The organism is Sphingomonas caseinilytica, from assembly GCF_023516455.1.
Lineage (GTDB): Bacteria > Pseudomonadota > Alphaproteobacteria > Sphingomonadales > Sphingomonadaceae > Sphingomicrobium > Sphingomicrobium caseinilyticum.
Genome location: NZ_JAMGBA010000002.1, coordinates 523,799 through 545,525, shown reverse-complemented (window position 1 = coordinate 545,525; position 21,727 = coordinate 523,799). Strand labels below are relative to the sequence as shown.

The following is a 21,727-nucleotide window of genomic DNA, read 5'->3' as shown; positions in this document are numbered from 1 at the left end:
GCGCAGCACGCAGCGTGGCCCAATCGGCCGGTCCGGTACTTGCCGGACCGGCCTTTTTTTTCGCGCTTGCGAAGTGGGGTCCCGCTCCCCCACATTATTGACGTGCTGAGGCAGTATGAACTGGTCGAGAAGGTCCGGGCCTATGACCCCGACGCCGACGAGGCGCTGATCAACCGCGCCTATGTCTTCTCGATGAAGGCCCATGGCGCCCAGGTCCGCGCCTCCGGCGATCCATATTTCTCTCATCCCATCGAAGTCGCGGGTATTCTCACCGACCTGAAGCTCGACGACGAATCGATCGTCACCGCCATCCTCCACGACACGATCGAGGACACGGTCGCGACCCCGGAGCAGATCGAGAAGCTGTTTGGTCCGAATGTCGCGCGGCTGGTCGACGGCGTCACCAAGCTGTCGAAGATCGAGGCGCAGTCGGAGAATGAGCGAGCGGCGGAGAATCTTCGCAAATTCCTGCTGGCGCTGAGCGACGACATCCGGGTGCTTCTGGTGAAGCTGGCCGACCGGCTGCACAACATGCGGACGCTCCACCACATCAAATCGGAAGACAAGCGCCGGCGAATCGCCAAGGAGACGATGGATATCTATGCCCCGCTGGCTGAGCGGATCGGCATGTACGAGATCATGAACGAGATGCAGGGGCTGGCCTTCCGGCAGCTGGAACCCGACGCCTATGCATCGATCACCCGCCGGCTGAAGCAGCTGCACGAGCAAGGCGGCGACCTGGTCAACCGGATCGGCCTCGGCCTGCAGCTATATCTCAACGACCATGGCCTCGAAGCCGAGGTGACGGGCCGCGAAAAGCATCCATTTTCAATCTGGAAGAAAATGGCCGAGCGGCACATCAGCTTCGAGCAATTGTCGGACGTCATGGCCTTCCGGGTCATCGTCGACAGTTCGGACGATTGTTATCAGGCGCTGGGCCTGATCCATCAGCGCTGGCCGATGGTCCCGGGCCGGTTCAAGGACTATATCTCGACGCCCAAGCGCAACGGCTACCGGTCGCTCCACACGACCGTCATCCACGATTCCAAGTCCCGCATCGAGATCCAGATCCGCGATAAGGTGATGCACGCGCAGGCGGAAAGAGGTCTCGCCGCGCACTGGGCGTACAAGGAGAAGAGTCCCGCCGAGGAAGTGAAGATCCCCTGGATCAGCGACCTCGTCGAAATCCTGGACCATGCCGGAAGCCCGGAAGAGCTGCTCGAGCATACGCGGATGGCGATGTACCAGGACCGCATCTTCGCCTTCACTCCGCGCGGCGAGCTGATCCAGCTGCCCAAGGGAGCGACGCCGGTCGACTTCGCCTATGCGGTCCACACCGATCTTGGTGACCAGACCGTTGGAGCGAAGGTCAACGGGCGCGTGGTGCCGCTCCGCACGATCCTCGACAATGGCGACCAGGTCGAGATCCTGGCGTCCCAGGCCCAGCATCCGCAGCCGAGCTGGCTCCGCTTCGTTGTCACGGGCAAGGCTCGCGCGGGAATCCGCCGATTCGTCCGTCACAAGGAACGCGACGAGACGATCGAGCTTGGCCGGAAAATCTATGACGAGATCGTCGCCCGGCTACCGGCGCCGCTGGCCGCCGATGCGCTGAAGCGCGCGGTGAAGACGCTTAAGGTCGAAGATGTCGAGGCGCTGATGATCAAGGTCGCGCGCCGTTCGGTATCGGACGTCGAGTTGATGGAAGCGCTGATGCCAGGGTCAGCCGGCGGCGACGTCGCGCCTCGACCGCTGGGGCAGCGCACGGCGATTTCGATCAAGGGCCTTACGCCGGGCGTGGCATACGACCTGGCGGGCTGCTGCCATCCCATTCCTGGTGACCGTATCGTCGGCCTGCGCCGCGAAGACGAAGGCATCGAAGTGCATGTCATCGGCTGCGACAAGCTGGCCAGCGGGGTCGACGCGGACTGGCTGGATCTCGCCTGGGGCGACGGCTCCGACGGCGGCACGGCCCGCCTGATGGTCATATTGCGCGACGTTGCAGGGGCGCTGGGCGAAATGGCCGGAATCCTCGGTGCCAAGGGCGCCAATATCGTCAACCTGGTGCTGGCCCATCGCGACGGCAGCTTCCACACCTTCCACGTCGATGTGGAAGTGCATGACCTGGCCCACCTGCACGGCCTGGTAGCCGCGCTTCGTGCCGCCGATGGCGTTAGCCAGGTCGAGCGTATCTAGTCAGCCGACGGCCAGCACGACCGTCCAGCGGTACGCCAGCGCGTCGGGATCGCCGGACAGCGGATCGATGGCTTCGGCAATGACGCTTTCGCGTGGCGCCGCATTCTTCAGCAGGAAGTCGATGTCGTTGAGCGGCTCGTTCGGGAAATACATTTGCGTGACCAGGCGCTCCGAACGTCCGCTTATGTCGAAATGAATATGCGGCGTCCGCCGTCCGATCGGCGTGTCGTAGTCCTTGGGCTTCACCGAGCGGAACTTGAACTGCCCGTCCCGATCCGTCGCAAGCCGGGCAAAGCCCTGGAAATTGGGATCGAGCGCGGCCGGATTGGCGCGGTCGCCGGGATGATCATAGCGGCCTTCCGAATTGCATTGCCATAGCTCCACCTGGGCATTGGTGACGGCGTTGCCTTGCAGGTCAACCACCCGGCCAATGACGTTGATCGGTCTGCCCCTGGCGACCCCGCCTCGTCCCGTCACGCGGGTCAGATCGGCGTCATGATCGGGGGGGCGGACGATCGGATAGAATGGCCCAAGGTCCTGGGCCGAGGTTGCGACGAGCTTCTGGGCCTTGGCCGCGGAAAAGGATGCAACTGCCGCGGCGCCGACCACGAGGTGGCGCCTGGTAACCAGCATCGATCAATTCTCCAAAAAGAGGAGAACTCATTACGCGTCCGTAAGCGGCTGCGCTATGCCTTTCGACGCGGAGACTTGCGAATGGCGTCGGATCCTCCGCCCGCCAACACCGCCAGCGTGACGAGATCGTTGGCCGTTGCGCTCATCGGGGCGATCTGAACGGGTAGGCTCATCCCCATCAGATAGGGCCCAAGCGCAACCTCTCCGCCGAGCGCCTTGACCAGCTTCGAGCTGATGTTGGCCGATTGCAGGCCCGGCATGACCAGGATGTTGGCCGGACCGGTCAGGCGGCTGAACGGATAATATTTAGCCTGCATCTCATGATTGAGCGCAACGTCGGGGCCCATCTCGCCTTCATATTCGAAGTCGGTCTCAAGCGAATCGAGCAGCTTCACCGCGTCGCGCAGCTCTTCGATGTGCCGGCCGGGCGGGTTGCCGAACGTGGTGTAGCTGATGAAGGCCACGCGCGGCTCCTGGCCGACCCGGCGGGCGAATGCCGCCGAGCGGATGGCGATGGCGGCATATTGTTCGGCGGTCGGGCGCTCGGTCACGGCGGTATCGGCGATCATCACCGTCCGGCCGCGAGCCGAGACAACGTGGACGCCGAATGGAGTCGGGCATTCCTCGGGATCGATCACCCAGCGCACCTGGCGCAGCGACTCGCTGAAGGGCCGGGTCGTGCCGGTGATCATTGCATCGCCCTCGCCTAGCGCGAGCATTGCCGCGGCGAAGGTGTTGCGATCCTGGTTGACCATCCGCTCTACCGCGCGGCGCAGCATGCCGTGGCGCTGATGCTTTTCGTAGATGAAGTCGACCGCTCGCCCGACCAGCGGCGAGTTGCGGCTGTTCAAGACCTCATAGCTCTTCGGATCGTCGACTCCGAGCGCGGCGAGCTTGTCATAGACCTCGTCGCGCCCGACCAGCACCGGCGTGCCATAGCCGTTTTCCTTGAAGGCGATGGCGGCGCGCAGGACATTCTCTTCCTCGCCTTCCGCGAACAGCACGCGCTTGGGATTGGCCCTTGCTGCTTCATAGGCGAGCCCAAGGATGGAGGCCGTGGGATTGAGACGGGCGCGGAGCGACTGGCGGTAAGCCTCCATGTCGGCGATCGGGCGCTGGGCGACGCCAGTATCCGCCGCCGCCTGGGCGACTGCGGCCGGAACAATCTCGATCAGGCGCGGATCGAACGGTGCCGGGATGATATAGTCTGGGCCAAAGCTGTGGCTGACCCCGCCATAGGCGGCGGCGACTTCCTCCGGAACGGCAGCGCGGGCAAGCTCGGCCAGCGCCTGGGCGGCCGCGATCTTCATTTCCTCGTTGATGCCGGTCGCACGGACATCCAGCGCCCCCCGGAAAATGAAGGGGAAGCCCAGCACATTGTTGACCTGGTTCGGATAGTCGGACCGGCCTGTCGCGATGATCGCATCCGGGCGAACCTTTTTCGCCTCCTCGGGACGGATTTCCGGATCAGGATTGGCCATTGCGAAAATGATCGGCTGATCGGCCATGGCCTCGACCATATCGGGCGTAACCGCCCCGGCCGCGCTCAGCCCGAGGAACACGTCGGCGCCGACCAGCGCTTCCTTCAGCGAGCGGGCCTCCGTCGGCACTGCGTGGGCCGACTTGAACTGGTCCATGCCGTCGCGCCCCGGATAGAGCGGACCCTTGCGGTCGCACATGATCACATGGTCATGCGGCACGCCCATCGCCTTGATTAGCTCCGTGCAGGCTATGGCGGCAGCGCCGGCGCCATTCACGACGACGCGGATGTCCTTGAGCTCGCGATTGGTGAGGTAGCAGGCGTTGATTAGGCCGGCGGCGGTGATGATCGCGGTACCATGCTGGTCGTCATGGAACACCGGAATGTTCATCCGCTCCTTCAACGCCTGCTCGATGATGAAGCAGTCCGGCGCGGCAATGTCCTCGAGATTGATCCCGCCGAAACTGGGGCCGAGCAGTTCGACGGCTTCGATGAAGCGTTGTGCGTCGGTCGTATCGACCTCCAGGTCGATCGAATCCACGTCGGCAAAGCGTTTGAACAGGACGGCCTTGCCTTCCATCACGGGCTTCGAGGCGAGCGCGCCAAGATTGCCGAGTCCGAGAATCGCGGTTCCGTTGGATATGACGGCGACAAGGTTGCCCTTGGCGGTCAGGTCATAGGCCTTGCCCGGATCTTCCGCGATCGCCTCGACGGGAACGGCGACGCCCGGAGAATAGGCAAGACTCAGGTCCCGCTGTGTCGCCATCGGCTTGGTGGCGATGATTTCGATTTTGCCCGGCCGACCGCGTGCGTGGAAATCCAGCGCTTCGTCGCGCGTGAATTTGACGTTGCTCTCGCTCATTCGCTCTCCTGTCGCGGAGGCTTTAGGCGGGGCAATGACGCTAGGGCAAGGCCAGCTGTCTTCAGAAGGTAATACCGGGCCTCAGCACGAACTGGAAAATCGCGAGCAACAGGGCAACCGCGACCAGTAGCGGAACCACGCTTTGCGGCCGGATGCCCCTGGCCTTTGCGCCTGCCGGCTTGAATGCCGCGAGCTGCAGCCAGCCGTAACCGAACAAGGGAACGAGGAGCGGTGGAGCAAGCACCTCGATGAGCTCACGCGGAACCCGATAGAAGATGATGATGGGTAGCGCAGCGAGGGCCGGAAGTCCGGCGATCCGCAGCAGGAAGCCGAATCGGCAGCAGTAGCTTCCGAGCTGTCGCTGGTCCCAGGCGGCCGCCAGGAACTGCCTGCCGAGCAGTAGTCCGGCGACGGGCATTGCCGCCAAGGCGATCAAGGCCGCCAATGTTTCGCCAACAGCGCCAATGCCGAGATAGTCATAGGCCCGGCCGACATCGTTGCCACCGGCGATCGCCCCGACTACGAACTGGGGAAGCGACTGGAACATGCCGTGGAATGCCATCCACAGGACGAACAGCGACGGCCTGGCCTTGCTCGCTGCAATCGCCGAAAAGAAGAGCCCGCTGAAGAGGATCGCAAGCGCGCCCGTACCCTGGAACAGCTCGGCAATTGGAGCGAGCCCAGTCCAGTCATGGTTGTTGTGGTAGAGCGTTGCCGTCAGCCCCGGCACCATGGACTTGGGCAGCACGAGGAACAGTTCCTGGATGAAGAAGGTGATGTTGAACGCCAGCACATAGGCGAGCATCGAATGGACGATGGGCTCCCAGCCCATTTCGCCGACGAAGACCGCCGAACCGCGCGCCCTTAGCCGAAGACCAAGCGCAATGCCCCACGGCAAGAGCAGCCCGAAGACCGCGAAAATTATCGTCAGAATGAGCCCCACAGCGCTCGCTTAAGCCATTTCGCGGCGGCGCGTTAGCCTCTACGGTCTTACGCAATGGCCCGCGCTGACGATATCACACCAAAACAGACGCCGATGATGGCGCAATATCACCGCCTGAAGGCCGAGGCGGGCGATGCGCTGCTTTTCTATCGGATGGGCGATTTCTTCGAGCTGTTCTTTGAAGACGCAAAGGCCGCCGCCACTACCCTCGATATTGCGCTGACCAAGCGCGGCGAGGACGGCGGAGAGCCGGTGCCGATGTGCGGCGTTCCCGTTCATGCAGCCGAGGGCTATCTCGCTCGGCTGATCAGGGCCGGCCATCGCGTCGCCATCGCCGAGCAGACGGAAAGCCCGGCCGAAGCCCGCAAGGCGCGGGGATCAAAAGCGCTCGTCGAACGAGCGATCGTTCGACTCGTGACGCCGGGAACACTGACCGAAGAGGCCTTGCTAGACAGCGGTGCAGCCAATTGGCTGGCGGCAGTCGGTCGGGCCGGGGACGATTGGGCGATAGCGGCGGCCGATATCTCGACCGGCCGGTTCGAGCTGATTGCCTGCGGTCCGGGAGAGCTTTTGTCCGAGCTGGCGCGCCTGTCGCCCGCAGAGACGATCGCAGCGGAAGCGGTGCCGGGGATCGCCGTTACGCGAGGCAAAGGCGGATTCGAAAGCATCGCGGGCGAACGCGCGCTGAAGGCAAGATTCGGCGTCTCGACGCTGGACGGTTTTGGCGATCCGGGTCGCGCCGAGCTGGCCGCAGCGGGCGGCCTTTTGACCTATCTCGATGCCACGCAGAAGGAATCGGCTGCGTTTCTCGGAGCACCGCGGCGAATTGCACGCGCGAGCCATATGGCGATCGATGCAGCGACGCGCGATAGCCTGGAAATCTGTCGCACCCAGACCGGCAGCGTTTCGGGAAGCCTGCTTGGAGTGATCGACCGCTGCACGACGGCGCCAGGCCGTCGTTTGCTGGCCGCGGATTTATCGGCGCCGCTTACCGATATTCGAGCCATCGAAGCGCGACTGGCGCTGGTACAGTGGCTTCATGACGAGCCAATCCGCAGAACGCGAATCCGCGATTTCCTGAAGGCAATGCCGGACATCGGCCGGGCGCTTGGAAGGCTGGTTGCCGGACGCGGCAGTCCCCGGGATCTCGCATCGCTTCGCGACGGGCTACAGGCAGCAGCGTCGCTTCGTACCGAGTTGGAGGGACAGGGCGAGCGGCCGGACCTCCTGACGGCATTGCTGCCCGACCTTGGCGGCCATGCTGCGATGACGGACCGGCTGTCGGCGGCAATTGTCGAGTCCCCGCCCCTGGATCATTCCAAGGGCGGCTATATCGCCGAAGGATATGATCATGCGCTCGACGCGCTGCGATCCGCCAGTCAGGACGGCCGCCGCGCGATCGCGGCCCTCGAGGCGCGCTATCGCGAGGCAACCGGCGTCGCGACGCTCAAGATCCGCCACAATGCGGTTCTCGGCTATCACATCGAGGTCAGCGCCAAACATGCCGACCGGCTGATGGGCCCCGATTCCGGGTTCGTACATCGCCAGACGCTGGCCGGTGTCGTGCGCTTCAATTCGCCGGACCTGCATGCCGAGGCCAGCCGGGTTGTCGAGGCCGGTGCGCATGCGCTGGCGGCCGAGGCGGCGCATTTCGAAGAGCTAACGGCGCTTGCCGTTGGTGCGGCCCCGCGCATCGCGGCAACCGCCGATGCGATTGCGCGGATCGACGTTTCGGCAAGCCATGCATCGCGCGCGGCGGAAGGCGGCTGGTGCCTTCCCCACCTCAAGGAGCAGCCCTGCCTGGAACTTGTGGCGGCACGGCACCCGGTGGTCGAGGAGGCTTTGGCCCGCGATGGCGAGCGCTTCGTTGCCAATGATTGCGCGCTCGGCCCTGACGATCGGCTGTGGCTGATTACCGGCCCCAACATGGGCGGCAAGTCCACCTTCCTTCGCCAGGTCGCCATCGCCGCATTGCTCGCCCAGGTTGGAAGCTTTGTCCCGGCTGGCAGCGCAACCATCGGGATCGTCGACCGGCTGTTCAGCCGGGTAGGTGCGGCCGACAATCTCGCGCGCGGCCGATCGACCTTCATGGTCGAAATGGTCGAGACAGCGGCGATCCTGGCTCAGGCGACTCCGAACAGCCTGGTCATCCTCGACGAGATCGGCCGCGGCACCTCCACCTATGACGGGCTGGCCATCGCCTGGGCCGTGGTCGAGGCGATGCATGACCAGGTGAAGGCGCGGACCTTGTTCGCGACCCATTATCATGAACTCACTCGCCTCGCCGATCGGCTCGAAGCGCTATCGCTTCATCATGTTCGCGCTCGCGAGTGGAAGGGCGACCTCATCCTCCTCCACGAGCTTGCCGACGGACCGGCGGACCGCAGCTACGGTATCGCAGTCGCCAAGCTCGCCGGCATTTCTCCAATCGTGCTGGCCCGCGCGAAATCTGTCCTCGCCAAGCTGGAGGCGGGTCGCGACGCGACCGGGGGCATCGCCGCCGGGCTCGACGACCTGCCGCTGTTCGCCAACCAGCAACCCGAATCCGCCCCGGCCGATCCGCTGGCCGACGCGCTAGCGGCGATCGACCCGGATGCGCTCAGCCCGCGCGAGGCGTTGGAGGCACTCTACGCGCTGAAGCGGATGGCCGCCGAGCACTGACATGCTGGAACCGCCGCGCTTCGCACTGATCGCTAACCGGCGGGAGATCATCGATCGGCGGACGGCGATGGCAGAGCTTCAGGCCTTGCCGTCCGAGGATCTTCAAACGCAAGCAACTGCAGTCCTGAACCAGGCGCTCGAACGCGGCCGAGCCGAGATCGCCCGCAGGTTTGCAATTGAGCCAGGTCGCGGACGAGTCATCGCCGCCTCCTACTGCTTTCTCGCCGACCAGATCGTCCGCCTGGCTTACGACGTCGTGACGATGCGCATTCACCCGCGACCCGAGGGTGCGGAGTGCCGCGTCTCGATCATTGGCCTCGGCGGTACGGGACGAGGCGAAATGGCTCCGTTCAGCGACCTCGACTTGATGTTCCTCGTCCCGGAGCATGGCTCGGAATGGTGCGGCAAGGTCATCGAAACCCTGCTCTACATGCTGTGGGACTTGAAGTTGAAGGTCGGTCAGTCCGTCCGAACCCCGAGCCAGGTGGTGGAAGCCGCAAGGGATGACGTGACCAACCGAACGGCCATGCTCGAGGCCCGCTGGATCTGGGGCGACAGGGATCTCAGCAAGGAAGCGGAGCGACGGTTCAAGTCGGAAGTCGTCGCCGGCAGCGCTCGGGATTATGTCGCTGCCAAGCTGGCGGAGCGAGACGCGCGGCATAAGCGGATGGGCGATAGCCGCTATGTCGTCGAACCGAACGTCAAGGACGGCAAGGGGGGCCTTCGCGATCTCCACACGCTTTACTGGATCGGCCAATATGTGTTCGGGGTCGAACGGCCGGCCGAACTGGTCGACAAGGGGCTTTTCAGCGCCGCCGAGTTCCGCAGGTTCGAACGGGCCGAGCGCTTTTTCTGGTCAGTGCGATGCCATCTCCACCTGATCGCAGGACGCGCGGAAGAACGGTTGGGGTTCGATGTACAAAGGCAGATCGCCGAGGCGATGCGATACGCCGACAGGCCGGGAAAATCGGCGGTCGAGCGTTTCATGCAATTCTATTTCCTCAACGCCAAGGCGGTCGGCGATCTGACCGGCCTGTTCCTGGCGCAGCTCGACGAGCAGATGGGAGAGAAGGGGCGGCGCTTTGCCCTGCCCACGCTGCGCCGCCGACCGAAGCATCTTCACGGCTTCACCCTCGAAAGGGGACGCCTTTCCGTTCCGAGCGACCATTGGCTGGCGGACGATCCGGTGCGCCTCGTCGAATTGTTCGCGCTGGCAGCGACGGAAGGATTGGAAATCCACCCGACCGCCATGCGCTATGCCAGCCGCGACGCGCGCCTGGTCGATCATGTTCGCGATGATCCCAAGGCCAATGCCCAGTTTCTCGACGTGCTGACCGCGCGCGCGAAGCCCGACACCGTGCTTCGATGGATGAACGAGGCGGGCGTATTCGGTCGTTTCGTACCCGACTTTGGCCGCGTCGTCGCGCAGATGCAGTTCGACATGTATCACCATTATACGGTCGACGAGCACTCCATCCGGGCGATCGGGCTGCTGTCGCAGATCGAACGCGGCGAGCTGGCCGACGACCATCCATTGTCGACCGCACTGTTCAAGCAGATCGCGTCACGGCGCGTGCTGTATGTGGCGGTATTGCTGCATGACATTGCGAAAGGGCGCGGCGGCGATCACAGCCTGCTTGGAGCCGATGTCGCCATGGCCCTCTGCCCTAGATTCGGGCTCGACGATGCCGAGACCGAGACCGTCGCCTGGCTGGTGCGCTACCATCTGCTGCTGTCCAACACGGCGTTCCGTCGCGACGTCAGCGACCCAAAGACGGTCGAGGATTTCGTCAGGGCGGTCCAGAGCCCGGAGCGACTGAGGCTATTGCTCATCCTGACGGTGGTCGACATCCGTGCGGTAGGCCCGGGGACCTGGAACGATTGGAAGCGGCAATTGCTTCGAACCTTGTTCGACGCGGCCGAGGAGCGGTTACGGCTCGGCCACAAGCAGCGAGGGCGGCAGGAACAGGTAGAGGGACGGCAGCGGCAGCTGGCCGAAGCGCTTCCCTGGAAAGCGTCGGCCATTCGCGCCCATATTCGCCGGCTTCCCGATAGCTACTGGCTGGCCGAACCGCCGGAATGGCAACATGCCAATGCGCTTCAGGTCGCTGCGGCCGAGGCCCATATCGGCGATGCCGAGCCGTCGGTGGTCGCGGCACCGGACTCTGTTTCCGGAATGACCCGAATCTCCGTATTCGCGCCCGACCGGCCGGGCCTGTTCTACCGGATCGCGGCGGCACTAAGCGGAGCGGGCGCATCCATTGTCGACGCGCGCATCCACACCACGCGCGACGGGATGGCTCTAGACAATCTGCTGGTCACCGATGCTCGCGGAAAAGCCTATGAGGACAGCAGGCTGCGCAAGCGGATTGCCAATGCGATCGACAAGGCTCTCCGCACTGACATGGAGCCGCCTCCCCCACCGATCGGCGACCTTCCGAGCCGTGAGCAAGCGTTCCGCGTGGCGCCGCGCGCCCTGGTGTCCGAAAAGGCGTCGAGCCGGACGACGGTTGTCGAAGTCAATGCCCGCGATCGACCGGGCCTGCTAGCCCGGTTGGCCCTGGTCATCCATTCCGCAGGCCACCAGCTCCATTCGGCCCATATCGCGACCTATGGGGAGCGTGCAGTCGACGTCTTCTATCTGACGCGGTCGGACGGGAAGAAGCTGACCGATGTGGAGGGCGAGATGCTTCGGTCCGAATTGCTGGTCGCCGCGACGGCCGGCAGCTGACGAAAAAAGGGCCCGCCGTGAGGCGGGCCCTTCCCCCATTTGCTTTGGTTCGCTTAGCCCCGTTCCGGCTCCGGCGGAGGCGGCGGTGGGGGCGGAGGCGGCGGTGGCGGCGGGCAGGTGTCCGTCGCCAGGATCACCGAGCCGTCCGCGCAAGTCTGCGTCGCCGGAGGCGGCGGAGGCGGCGGAGGCGGCGGTGGCGGAGGCGGCGGTGCCGCTTCCGACGGTCCCCACTTGCCACGGAGCGTCAGGCCCCATGTCCGCGGCTCGCCAAGGAAGGCGCCGAACAGCTGGGTCGAGCGCGGGTAGAAGCCCGCATCGACGCCGCGCGCAGTACCCGAACCCTGGATCGGTGCGTCAAACGCAACCTGCATATAATCCTTGTCGAACAGGTTCTGGGCCCAGAGCTCAACTGCCCAACGATCGTCAGGTCCACGCAGGCCGACACGCGCATTCACGACAGTGAAGCTGTCCTGCACCTTCTCGATGTCGAGGTCGGAACCGGTGTTGAAGTGGCTCTGATGGCGGACGTCGGCATAGACGAGACCACGAATGCCGTTACCGCCAATCGGCGGAGTCCAGGAGGCCGAACCCGTCAGAGTAACGGCGTTGGAGTTCGAGATCCGCCGGCCAGGAAGCTGGAACAGGGCGTTCGTCAGGGCCTTGCCGTTCGCGCCGACGAGGTCGTCGCGGTAGCGGGTGCTGGCATAGACGAAGCCGCCATTCAGGCTGACGTCTTCGAACGGGCGAGTGAAGGCTTCGATTTCGACACCGTAGCTCTTCACGCCAGCGCGAGTGCCGCCGTCGCAAACGCCGGTGGCAGCGCTGTTGTCTTCGTCCGCTCCGCCAAGGTCATGCTTGCAGCTGTTGACGTTCTCGACGACGAAGTTGAGGCCGTTGAACGTATTCAGCTGGAAGTCGCGGAACAGCTGGTGGAACAACGCGAGGTTCAGATCGAAGCCCCGGCCGTTATACTTCATGCCGAGTTCGATCGCGTCGTTGATTTCGGGCTTGAACTCCAGGTCCTTGCCCGACGCAACCACGCCCTGGCAGCCAGCCTGCGCCGCGCTGAGGCAGATCGCGCCGCTGCCGGACAGCGGCGGGTTGGTGAACACGGTCGTGCCCGGGGTTGCCGGGACCGTCGTCGGCACCGTAACCGCACGCCACAGGGCCGAACGGTCGAGGTTGAAGCCGCCCGCCTTGTAGCCGCGCGAATAGCTCAGGTAGGTGAGGACATTGTCGACCGGCTTAAAGCTGAGCACGGCGGTACCGGACAGCTTGCCTTCCGACTTGCTGTCATCGATCGCAAAGACTCCGCCAGGCGCCGCCGGAATGACGCACGGCAGCTGCTGCAAGCCGGATCCCGAAAGGGCCGCGCAGAGACGGTTGTTGTCGAAGAAGTCCGCCTTCAGCTCTTTCTTTTCATGCGTGTAGCGGGCGCCGATCGTGACGTTCCACTGGTCGTTGATCTCGAAGATATTGTGGGTGAACAGCGCCCAGTTGTTGCTGGTCTGACGGAACGAATCATCGAGCGCAGCGCCGTTAAGCGTGCTGCCGATGAAGCTTGGGCCACCCAGTGCGATGGCGAGGTTGGTAAAGCCGCTGGTTCCGAATGGCGCGGCGCTGAAATTGACCGCAGGAAGGCCAGGAGCCAACGGAACTCCCGGCGCAAGCGTATTGTTGAGCTGCGCGAATGCACCGAGCGCGGTGATGTTTGAGCCGATGTTCGCGGCCGTGGTGAACTGCCCCGCACCCAAGGCAGTATTGTAGCTATTAACCAGGCTTGCACGGACCAAAGGAGCTACGTTCGGATTGAAACAATTCGCCGTAACTCCCGGTGCGAGGATCGACGGCGGAACGCCGGGTGTGCTCGCAAAATTCGCACCTACGAGACAGTTGGCGTAGCGCGAATAATCGTCGCCATATTGCAGGTTGTCGTCGACCCGCAGCTTTTCGTTGGCGTAGTAGCCACCGAACAGCCAGTCGAGGCGGCCTTCGAACGCTTCACCCTGCAATCGCAGTTCCTGGGTGAAGGTCTTGAAGCGGTTGAAGGCTCCGCCATCGTCGTCGCGGAACAGGATGTCGAGATTGTTGAAATCCGCGTCCTGGCCGCGGACATATTTGTTGTAGCGGTAGGCTGTAATCGACGTCAGCTCTGCGCCGCCAAGGTCGTAAACGATTTCACCCGACAGGCCGTAATCCTTCACGTCCGAGCGGTAGTTGCGGCCCGGAGTGATCGAAACGTCGCGATCGAAGGTGTCGTCGTTGATAATTCCGCCAAGCGCGCGCTGGATGCCCGCGATGGTCGAAGGCTGTTCCGTGCCGGTGTAATCATGCGCCGGCAAATAGGTCGCGCCGCAGCATTCCTCGTCGCGCTTCGCATAGTCGCCGACGATCCGGATCGACAAATCACTCGACGGTTCGAATAGCAGCTGGCCGCGAAGCATCCAGCGGTCGCGATCGTTGATGTCGCGTCCGGAAACAACGTCTTCAAGGAAACCGTCGCGCTTCATCCAGACGCCATCGAGCCGGGCAGCGATTGTCTCGCTAAGTCCGCCGGTCACATAGGCTTCGGCCCTGCGAAGGTCATAGTTGCCGATGCTGAGCTCGCCGCCAACTTCCGTACGGAATTTCGGCTTGGCGGTGATGATCGAGATGAGGCCGGCCGATGCGTTGCGGCCGAACAGCGTTCCCTGCGGTCCGCGAAGCACTTCGATCCGGTCGATCGCGCCAAGTTCGGTCAGGCCGACGCCAGTACGCGAGCGATAAACGCCGTCGATGAATGTCGCGACCGAGCTTTCAAGGCCCGGATTGTCGCCGACCGTACCGATACCGCGGATACGGGCGACGCCGGCGCCAGCTTCGGATGAGGTCGAGGAAACGAGCAGCGATGGGCTGACCTGGGTCAGCTGGCGGATATCGCTGGCGCCCGAATTCTGAAGCGTTTCAGCCGTGACGGCGGAAACGGCCAGCGGCACGTCCGAAAGAGCCTCGTTGCGGCGGGTCGCCGTGACGACGATTTCGCTGGTGTCCCTGCTACCGGCTTCGGGCTCGACATCCTGGCTATCGACCGCCGCGGCTTCCGCCGTCGCGCCTTGCGTCGGCTGAGCCCCACCAGCGTCGGTATCGGTTTCCTGGGCATAAGCCGGCATTGAGAGCGCGACCAGGCCAGCCGAAAGCAGCCACATCGACTTGCGCATCTGTATCCTCCCCGTTTTCGAACTTTCTTGTTCTTAGGGTGAAGGAGTAATCCAGAGGCGGGCTACTGCAAAGCAAACGCCATGGTTACGAAGACAAAAACGGCGGACTTGCGACAGAAATGTCACATCTCGCACCGCAACATGAAAAAGGCGCGGGTGCCGTAACGGCAACCCGCGCCTTTTCGAACCGATAAGGTTCGCCTCGTTACTTGGGGGCAATTACCATCAGCATTTGCCGGCCTTCAAGCCTTGGATGCTGTTCGATCTTGGCCATCGCAGCCGTATCTTCGGCAACACGCTGAAGGACTGCCATGCCAAGCTGGTTGTGCGCCATTTCGCGTCCGCGGAAACGCAAGGTCAGCTTTACCTTGTCGCCTTCTTCCAGGAATTCGAAGACCTTCTTCATCTTGGTCTGATAATCATGGTCGTCGATGTTCGGACGCATCTTGATCTCTTTGATCTCCTGCGTCTTCTGGCGCTTGCGCTGCTCGTTGGCCTTCTTTTGGGCCTCATATTTGTAGCGGCCGATGTCGAGGAACTTGGCGACGGGCGGATCCGCACCCGGACTGATCTCGACCAGATCGAGGCCTACTTCCTGTGCTTGTTCGAAAGCTTCGCGCGTATACATTACGCCCAGATTTTCGCCATTTTCGTCGATCACCCGCACCTTGGGCGCCTGGATGAACTGATTGTAGCGAGGGCCGGTCATAGTCGGCGGCGCCATTGAACGGCGCGGGGTGGGCGGTGGTATAGCGCAATCTCCAAGAGTCGTTGGTTGTGGCCGCGAAGTAAGGGTTTAACACGCCAAAGAAAAGGGCACTCGGCCTCGTCGCCGCATTTTTGCCGCGACATGTGGCGGTAACGCGCCAAATAAGCCTTTGCGAACTTGGGCTTAGCGAAGATCGGGCGGGACCGCCTCTTGCGCGAACAGTTGGACCGCTTCGTCGAGGCTCATCATCTTCTGATGCTCGTCCGAGCCCAGGCGGCGGACCGCGACCGTTCCTTCGTCGGCCTCGCGCTTCCCCACGACGAGTAGCAAAGGGACCTTTGCCAGGCTGTGCTCGCGGACCTTGTAGTTGATCTTCTCGTTGCGAAGGTCGAGGTCGGCCCGAAGCCCGGCAGCCTGAAGCTTGGCGACTACGTCCCGAGCATAATCGTCCGCATCGGAAACGATCGTCGCGACTACTGCCTGCACCGGGGCCAGCCACAGCGGGAACTTGCCCGCATAATGCTCAATCAAGATACCGATGAAGCGTTCGTAAGAGCCGAAGATCGCGCGATGGAGCATGATCGGCCTGTGCTTTTCGCCATCCTCGCCAATGTAGGTGGCGTCGAGCCGTTCCGGCAGCACACGGTCGGATTGGATCGTGCCTACCTGCCAAGTCCGGCCGATCGCATCCTTGAGGTGCCACTCTAGCTTGGGCGCATAGAAGGCACCCTCGCCCGGCAATTCCTCCCAGCCGAAATCGTCATTGGCCATTCCAGCCGCAATGACGGCATCGCGAAGTTCGTTCTCCGCCTTGTCCCAATCTTCGTCGCTCCCGAACCTCTTATCCGGGCGGAGGGCGAGCTTCACCGCATAACCGGCAAAGCCGAGATCCTTGTACACCCGGTCGGCAAGCTCGCAGAAGGCACGCACCTCGTCGATGATCTGGTCTTCGCGACAGAAGATGTGGCCGTCGTCCTGGGTAAATTGACGGACCCGCATCAGGCCATGAAGCGCGCCGTGCGGCTCATTGCGGTGGCAGCAACCAGCTTCAACCAGCCGGATCGGCAATTCCTTGTAGCTGGTGATCCCCTGCTTGAAGATCAGGACGTGCGCAGGGCAGTTCATCGGCTTCAACGCCATCAAGTCTGCGCTACCCGACAAGATCGGAGCATCGTCCTCGGTCGAGGGAATCTCGTCCGGAACGACGAACATATTCTCGCGATACTTGCCCCAGTGGCCGCTCTTCTCCCACTGGCGCGCGTCCATCAGCTGCGGAGTCTTGACCTCTACATTGCCGGTCGCATCTTGCCGGCGGCGCATATAGGCCTCCAGCTGTCGCCAGATGATGAAGCCATTGGGATGCCAGAAGACCGAGCCATGCGCCTCGGCCTGGAGGTGGAACAGGTCCATCTCGCGCCCGATCTTGCGATGGTCGCGCTTGGCCGCCTCCTCGAGACGGACGAGATGTTCCTGAAGCTGCTTCTTGTTTAGCCAGGCGGTCCCGTAGATGCGCGACAGCATCGGATTATTCTGGTCGCCGCGCCAATAGGCGCCCGAGACATGGGTCAGCTTGAACGCCTGCGGATCCAGCTTCCCGGTCGAAGCCAGGTGCGGCCCGCGGCAGAGGTCGATCCAAGCATCGTCGCCCTGGCCCGAGCGATACATGGTGATCGGCTCGCCCTCGGGAAGCTCCATCACCCATTCGGCCTTGAAACGCTCGCCCTGCTTCTCGAACAGGGCGCGCACGTCCTCTCGCTTCCACACTTCGCGGACCAAGTGGAGATCTTCGGCGATGATCCGCCGCATTTCCTCTTCGATTGCCGGAAGTTCCTCGTCGGTGAACGGACCACGCTCCGCGGTCGGCGCGAAGTCGTAGTAGAAACCGTCGTCGGTTGCCGGGCCGAAAGTGATCTGGGTGCCGGGATAAAGCCGCTGCACCGCCTCGGCGAGGATGTGCGCGAAATCGTGGCGGACGAGCTCGAGCGCGTCCTTCTCGTCCCTTGACGTGATCAGCGCGAGATCGGAATCCCCTTCGAACGGGCGAGTGATATCGCGCACCTCGCCATTGACCCGCGCCGCAAGCGCCGCCTTGGCCAGGCCCGGCCCGATCGCCGCAGCGACATCCGCCGGGGTCGAGCCCTCGGGCATTTCGCGTAACGAACCGTCGGGCAGCTTGATCTTGAACATCTCGGACATGGGGACGCCTCTAGCGGGGAGCGCCTTGTCTCTCAACCGCTTCCCTTCCCGGACAAGGACGCTAGGGAGAGCGCATGCAATTTCCCAACATCTCCTCGTCCGATCTCGCCTACTTCGATCCCGGCGACGGCAGGCGCATCGCCTATCGTTACCGATCGCCTGCTGAGGCCAAGCCGACGATCGTCTTCCTGCCTGGATACGCCTCCGACATGGAAGGAGTGAAGGCGGTCGCCATCGACGCCTATTGCGGGCAGCGCGAGCTCGGATGCCTCCGCCTCGACTATTCGGGAACAGGATCCAGCGGTGGCAATTTTGCGGACGGCACGCTGACACGCTGGCTGCAGGAAGTACTAACGGCGATCGACCTTGTCACCGAAGGCCCACTGATCGTTGCAGGCTCTTCGATGGGCGGCTGGCTTGCGCTTCACACGGCGATGAAGCGGCCGGACCGGGTAAAGGGACTTCTAGGCATCGCTACCGCGCCCGATTTCACCGACTGGGGCTACACGCCCGAGGACAAGGACATCCTCAAGCGCGATGGCAAGCTTGAGCGGCCCAACCCTTATGGTCCGGAACCTGGAGTCACCTGGCTCGGCTTCTGGCAATCGGGCGCGGAGCATCGCCTGCTCAACAACATAATCGACGTCACCATTCCGATCCGCCTAATCCACGGCGAGCTGGATACGGAAGTTGGGCTTGGTGTCGCCCTGCAGCTTCTGCGTGAGTTGCGTTCATCCGATGTCCAGCTTCGCCTCGTCAAAAACGCAGGCCATCGCCTGAGCGAGCCCCACGAAATCCATGCGATTCTCGTCGAGCTGCACGGGCTCGTGGAGCGAATTGCATGATGTTCTTCCTTGCCGCGCTGTTAGCGGCACAGGCTCCGTCGGAATCCTGTCCGACGGTATTGACCCATGAGGCTCAGGCCTGCCGCGCGATCGAAGCGAACAAGGCCGGGCGCTTTGCCGAAGCCGCCGCAGCGTTCGAGTCCGCCGCCGATCTTGCGCCGGCGGGCGATCCGGCCCGCGACCGGGCGCTGGCAGCGGCCGGCAATATGTGGATTGCAGCCGGCCAGCCGGGCAAGGCGGCAGTCGCGCTGGACAAAGCGCTTTCCGGTACAGGGTTGCAAGCCGACCAGCACGGCCTCGCCCTGCTGGACCGCGCGCGGGCCGCCGAAGCTCAGGGGGATCTTAGAACGGCGCGGGCCAAGGTCGATGAGGCGGCCAAGACGATCGGCGAGGATCCCTTCCTCTGGTATTTCTCCGCGGCGCTTTCGCTCCGCGAAGAGAATGTGCCGGCGGCCAAATCGGCGATCAATCGTGCGCTCGCGATGGTCCCGAGCTCGGCGGAAGTGCTGTTCGAAGCCGGACATATTGCCAAGGCGGCGGGAGAAGATGCTCAGGCGCGCGACTATTGGAACCGTGCTGTTGCCGCCGATCCCAATGGGCCGACGGGAAAGGCTGCGCGCGCTGCCCTGGCCATGACCGATGCCCCGCTCACCGTTACCAATCAGGTATCGACCCGGCCGGACGGCGACGGCGAAGGGGGTAAGCCGGACCCCCAATGACGGCTTGAAATCAGCGGCTATCAGGCCGAACTGTGCGCCATCCCAAAAGGAGGATTGCGCGCATGAAATTCCTTCATTCGATGATCCGGGTGTCCAATCCCGAGGAGACGATCCGCTTCTTCAAGCTTCTCGGCCTCGAAGAGAGGCGCCGGATGGAGGTTCCCGAAGGCAAATACACGCTGATCTTCATGGGCGCCCCGGGAGACGAAGGCGGCGAAGTGGAGCTGACCCATAATTGGGATGAAGCCGGCTATGCCGGCGGCAGGAACTTCGGCCACCTCGCCTATCGGGTCGAGAATATCTACGAGACCTGCCAACGCCTGCAGGACAATGGCGTGACCATCAATCGCCCGCCGCGGGACGGCCACATGGCCTTTGTGAAGTCGCCCGATGGGATTTCCGTCGAGATTCTGCAGAACGGCCACCTGGAACCGGCAGAACCATGGGCGTCCATGCCGAATAGCGGAAGCTGGTGATGGGCAAGGGGCTGGAAATCGTCGCCGTACCGGCCTTCTCCGACAATTATCTTTGGCTCGTGCATGACCACGACAGCGGTGAGACGGCGGTTGTCGATCCCGGCGATCCGGCGCCGGTACTGGAGGAGGCCGAACGCCGAGGATGGACGATCACCAAGATCCTCAACACCCACTGGCATCCGGACCACACCGGCGGAAATCTGGCGATCAAGGACGCAAGCGGCGCGACCATCATCGGCCCAGAAGGTGAGAATGGCCGTGTGCCGGGGCTGGACGTCGCGCTGAACGAGGGCGACCGGGTTTCGATCGGCGCGCACCAGGCCGAAGTCTGGGAAGTGCCGGGACATACGCTCGGCCACATCGCTTATGTCTTCCGGGACGAGGGGGTAGCCTTCGTCGGCGACACCATGTTCGCGATGGGATGCGGCCGTCTGTTTGAGGGTACCGCGGATCAGATGCACCATTCGCTTGGCCGGATAGCCGGGCTGCCCGATGCGACGAAGCTCTACTGCGCGCATGAATATACGCTCTCCAATGCGCGCTTTGCTGCCCATGCGTTCCCGGAAAACAAGGAAATTGCCGATCGCCTCCGTCATGTCGAATTGGAACGGTCGAATGCACGCTCGACCGTTCCAACCACGGTAGGCGACGAGCGTGCGACCAACCCGTTCCTGCTTGCCCGTGACGTCGAACAATTTGCCGATTTGCGGGCGAAAAAGGACAATTTTCGGTAAGCCGAAGTTCAGGCTGGTGCGTTACAATGCCCGAGATCGACCAAGGAGAGTCGCGATGAACCTCCGCACCTCAATGTTGACCGCCGTCAGCGCAGCTATCGTCCTCGCGGGGACAGCATCCGTATTGGCCCAGCAAAGCACCAATCCGGAAACGACCCAGAAGCTTGCCAAGGCTCTTGCCGGCCGGACCGCTGGACATCCGGTCAACTGCATCAACGAACGTTCGAAAATGCAGATCATCGATGACGGGACGATCCTGTTCCGCGATGGTGGCATCGTTTACGTCCAGCAGCCGCGTGGCGGTTGCTACGGCCTGACCACCGGAATGTCCCTGATCCGCCCTGCCTATGGCACCACCCGCCTCTGTTCGGGCGATATCAATAATATCGTCGATGTCCGCACTGGCTTCGGCGCCGGCGCCTGCGTCTACAGCGAATTCGTACCCTATCGAAAAACAGGGTGAGTGGCGGGGCGTAAAGGAGAAGCTTCATGCACTCGGGGTCAATGCTGATCTCAAGCTTTTCGGTGGCGATTCTATTGGCCGCTTGTTCGACCACTGCGCCACAGCCGGAGCGAAGCGCCGAAGCGGAGGCGCAGCTTACCAAGGCACTGGCCGGTCGGGTCGCCGGAGCGCCGATCAAATGCATTCCTACCTATCGCGCCGATGATATGGACATCATCGACGACTGGACGATCCTGTTTAAAGACGGCGGCACCGTCTACGTTCAGAACCCTCGTGGCGGCTGTCCCGGCATCGCCAACCACCGGAACGTGCTGGTATCCAGGCCGATGCCGTCCAACCAGCTGTGCAGCGGCGACATACAGCATTTGTTCGACCCGGTTTCCAAGATCGGTGGCGGTGCCTGCGTGTTCAGCGATTTCGTGCCTTACACCAAGGCCAGTTGATCGCGGCGCCGTGATGTCAGGACCCTATAAATCGCTCTCGTTCATGATCGGTGCGTCCGCGCTCTTGGCGTCTTGCTCGACAGCGCCGGCCGGGCAAGCTCGCAGCGCCAAGGCGGAAGCGGAATTGGCGGAAGCATTGGCCGGCCGTGTCGCCGGGCCGCCACAACGCTGTATCGATTCCTTTCGGACCACGACTGTTCATACGATCGACGATTGGACCATCCTCTACGACCAGGGCCAAACCATCTATGTTCAGAATCCCAGGGGCGGCTGTCCCGGCCTGGGTCGCGGCGACATCCTGGTCACAAACCAGGTCGGCCCTGCGCGGCTCTGCGAAAATGATCTCGCCCAGACCGTCAGCCCGACTTCGCGGATAGCACTTGGGGCATGCGTGTTCGGACCGTTCACGCCCTATGCGAAGCCAAAGGCGTAAGGGGCCTTA

General features: G+C 63.1%; 16 protein-coding genes. 10 read left to right on the top strand and 6 right to left on the bottom strand.

Annotation, left to right across the window (positions count from 1 at the left end; all coding sequences use genetic code 11):
• The first annotated feature begins 102 nt into the window (after positions 1-102).
• Positions 103-2,193 carry a RelA/SpoT family protein gene (locus tag LZ496_RS09295; RefSeq protein WP_249904353.1) on the top strand — a complete coding sequence of 697 codons (2,091 nt, stop codon included), beginning with the start codon at positions 103-105 and terminating at the stop codon, positions 2,191-2,193.
• On the opposite strand, the gene LZ496_RS09290 is transcribed toward LZ496_RS09295, so the two are convergent.
• The 3 genes from LZ496_RS09290 to LZ496_RS09280 all read right to left on the bottom strand — a co-directional run bounded on the left by LZ496_RS09290 (position 2,194) and on the right by LZ496_RS09280 (position 6,111).
• The gene (locus LZ496_RS09290) at positions 2,194-2,826 is read right to left on the bottom strand and encodes a protocatechuate 3,4-dioxygenase (RefSeq protein WP_249904352.1); all 633 of its coding nucleotides are present in this window, start codon (positions 2,824-2,826) and stop codon (positions 2,194-2,196) included.
• Positions 2,827-2,879: 53 nt separating this feature from the next.
• Positions 2,880-5,168 (bottom strand): NADP-dependent malic enzyme, encoded by a 2,289-nt coding sequence (locus LZ496_RS09285; RefSeq protein WP_249904351.1) that lies wholly within the window; start codon positions 5,166-5,168, stop codon positions 2,880-2,882.
• 61 nt (positions 5,169-5,229) lie between these two features.
• Complete coding sequence (locus LZ496_RS09280) at positions 5,230-6,111, bottom strand: hypothetical protein (RefSeq protein ID WP_249904350.1); 882 nt, start codon at positions 6,109-6,111, stop codon at positions 5,230-5,232.
• A 54-nt stretch (positions 6,112-6,165) separates the two neighbouring features.
• On the opposite strand from LZ496_RS09280, the gene mutS reads away from it, so the two are divergent.
• Entirely contained in the window at positions 6,166-8,772 is a 2,607-nt protein-coding gene (gene mutS, locus LZ496_RS09275; protein WP_249904349.1) for a DNA mismatch repair protein MutS, read from the top strand.
• A 1-nt stretch (position 8,773) separates the two neighbouring features.
• Positions 8,774-11,503, top strand: a complete 2,730-nt coding sequence (locus tag LZ496_RS09270; RefSeq protein ID WP_249904348.1) for a [protein-PII] uridylyltransferase — start codon at positions 8,774-8,776, stop codon at positions 11,501-11,503.
• A gap of 53 nt (positions 11,504-11,556) precedes the next feature.
• On the opposite strand, the gene LZ496_RS09265 is transcribed toward LZ496_RS09270, so the two are convergent.
• The 3 genes from LZ496_RS09265 to thrS form a co-directional block, all read right to left on the bottom strand.
• Positions 11,557-14,700, bottom strand: a complete 3,144-nt coding sequence (locus LZ496_RS09265; RefSeq protein WP_283937991.1) for a TonB-dependent receptor — start codon at positions 14,698-14,700, stop codon at positions 11,557-11,559.
• Between the two features lie 205 nt (positions 14,701-14,905).
• Positions 14,906-15,424: a translation initiation factor IF-3 gene (gene infC, locus LZ496_RS09260; protein WP_249904347.1), complete on the bottom strand. Its 519-nt coding sequence runs from the start codon at positions 15,422-15,424 to the stop codon at positions 14,906-14,908.
• A 168-nt stretch (positions 15,425-15,592) separates the two neighbouring features.
• On the bottom strand, positions 15,593-17,605 hold the full coding sequence (gene thrS, locus LZ496_RS09255; RefSeq protein WP_249904346.1) for a threonine--tRNA ligase: 2,013 nt from the start codon (positions 17,603-17,605) through the stop codon (positions 15,593-15,595).
• 74 nt (positions 17,606-17,679) lie between these two features.
• Here thrS and LZ496_RS09250 point away from each other — a divergent pair, with 74 nt between their 5' ends.
• The 7 genes from LZ496_RS09250 (at position 17,680) to LZ496_RS09220 (ending at position 21,718) form a co-directional block, all read left to right on the top strand.
• Positions 17,680-18,450 (top strand): alpha/beta hydrolase, encoded by a 771-nt coding sequence (locus tag LZ496_RS09250; protein ID WP_249904345.1) that lies wholly within the window; start codon positions 17,680-17,682, stop codon positions 18,448-18,450.
• The gene (locus tag LZ496_RS09245; protein ID WP_249904344.1) at positions 18,447-19,169 is read left to right on the top strand and encodes a tetratricopeptide repeat protein; all 723 of its coding nucleotides are present in this window, start codon (positions 18,447-18,449) and stop codon (positions 19,167-19,169) included. The genes LZ496_RS09250 and LZ496_RS09245 overlap by 4 nt, the downstream gene beginning before the upstream one ends.
• A gap of 62 nt (positions 19,170-19,231) precedes the next feature.
• Positions 19,232-19,645: a VOC family protein gene (locus tag LZ496_RS09240; RefSeq protein ID WP_249904343.1), complete on the top strand. Its 414-nt coding sequence runs from the start codon at positions 19,232-19,234 to the stop codon at positions 19,643-19,645.
• Complete coding sequence (gene gloB / locus LZ496_RS09235; protein WP_249904342.1) at positions 19,645-20,379, top strand: hydroxyacylglutathione hydrolase; 735 nt, start codon at positions 19,645-19,647, stop codon at positions 20,377-20,379. Before LZ496_RS09240 ends, gloB begins: the two co-directional genes overlap by 1 nt.
• Before the next feature lie 55 nt (positions 20,380-20,434).
• Positions 20,435-20,842: a hypothetical protein gene (locus LZ496_RS09230; protein ID WP_249904341.1), complete on the top strand. Its 408-nt coding sequence runs from the start codon at positions 20,435-20,437 to the stop codon at positions 20,840-20,842.
• 26 nt (positions 20,843-20,868) lie between these two features.
• Positions 20,869-21,285: a hypothetical protein gene (locus LZ496_RS09225; protein WP_249904340.1), complete on the top strand. Its 417-nt coding sequence runs from the start codon at positions 20,869-20,871 to the stop codon at positions 21,283-21,285.
• 13 nt (positions 21,286-21,298) lie between these two features.
• Complete coding sequence (locus LZ496_RS09220) at positions 21,299-21,718, top strand: hypothetical protein (RefSeq protein ID WP_249904339.1); 420 nt, start codon at positions 21,299-21,301, stop codon at positions 21,716-21,718.
• Positions 21,719-21,727 lie beyond the last annotated feature (9 nt).

Bases quoted from the DNA above. Each gene is read 5' to 3' on its own strand.
- LZ496_RS09230 (WP_249904341.1), top strand. From the start codon at position 20,435: ATGAACCTCCGCACCTCAATGTTGACCGCCGTCAGCGCAGCTATCGTC.
- thrS (WP_249904346.1), bottom strand. From the start codon at position 17,605: ATGTCCGAGATGTTCAAGATCAAGCTGCCCGACGGTTCGTTACGCGAA.
- gloB (WP_249904342.1), top strand. From the start codon at position 19,645: ATGGGCAAGGGGCTGGAAATCGTCGCCGTACCGGCCTTCTCCGACAAT.
- infC (WP_249904347.1), bottom strand. From the start codon at position 15,424: ATGGCGCCGCCGACTATGACCGGCCCTCGCTACAATCAGTTCATCCAG.
- LZ496_RS09285 (WP_249904351.1), bottom strand. From the start codon at position 5,168: ATGAGCGAGAGCAACGTCAAATTCACGCGCGACGAAGCGCTGGATTTC.
- LZ496_RS09220 (WP_249904339.1), top strand. From the start codon at position 21,299: ATGTCAGGACCCTATAAATCGCTCTCGTTCATGATCGGTGCGTCCGCG.
- LZ496_RS09225 (WP_249904340.1), top strand. From the start codon at position 20,869: ATGCACTCGGGGTCAATGCTGATCTCAAGCTTTTCGGTGGCGATTCTA.
- LZ496_RS09250 (WP_249904345.1), top strand. From the start codon at position 17,680: ATGCAATTTCCCAACATCTCCTCGTCCGATCTCGCCTACTTCGATCCC.
- mutS (WP_249904349.1), top strand. From the start codon at position 6,166: ATGGCCCGCGCTGACGATATCACACCAAAACAGACGCCGATGATGGCG.
- LZ496_RS09270 (WP_249904348.1), top strand. From the start codon at position 8,774: ATGCTGGAACCGCCGCGCTTCGCACTGATCGCTAACCGGCGGGAGATC.
- LZ496_RS09290 (WP_249904352.1), bottom strand. From the start codon at position 2,826: ATGCTGGTTACCAGGCGCCACCTCGTGGTCGGCGCCGCGGCAGTTGCA.
- LZ496_RS09245 (WP_249904344.1), top strand. From the start codon at position 18,447: ATGATGTTCTTCCTTGCCGCGCTGTTAGCGGCACAGGCTCCGTCGGAA.
- LZ496_RS09240 (WP_249904343.1), top strand. From the start codon at position 19,232: ATGAAATTCCTTCATTCGATGATCCGGGTGTCCAATCCCGAGGAGACG.
- LZ496_RS09265 (WP_283937991.1), bottom strand. From the start codon at position 14,700: ATGCGCAAGTCGATGTGGCTGCTTTCGGCTGGCCTGGTCGCGCTCTCA.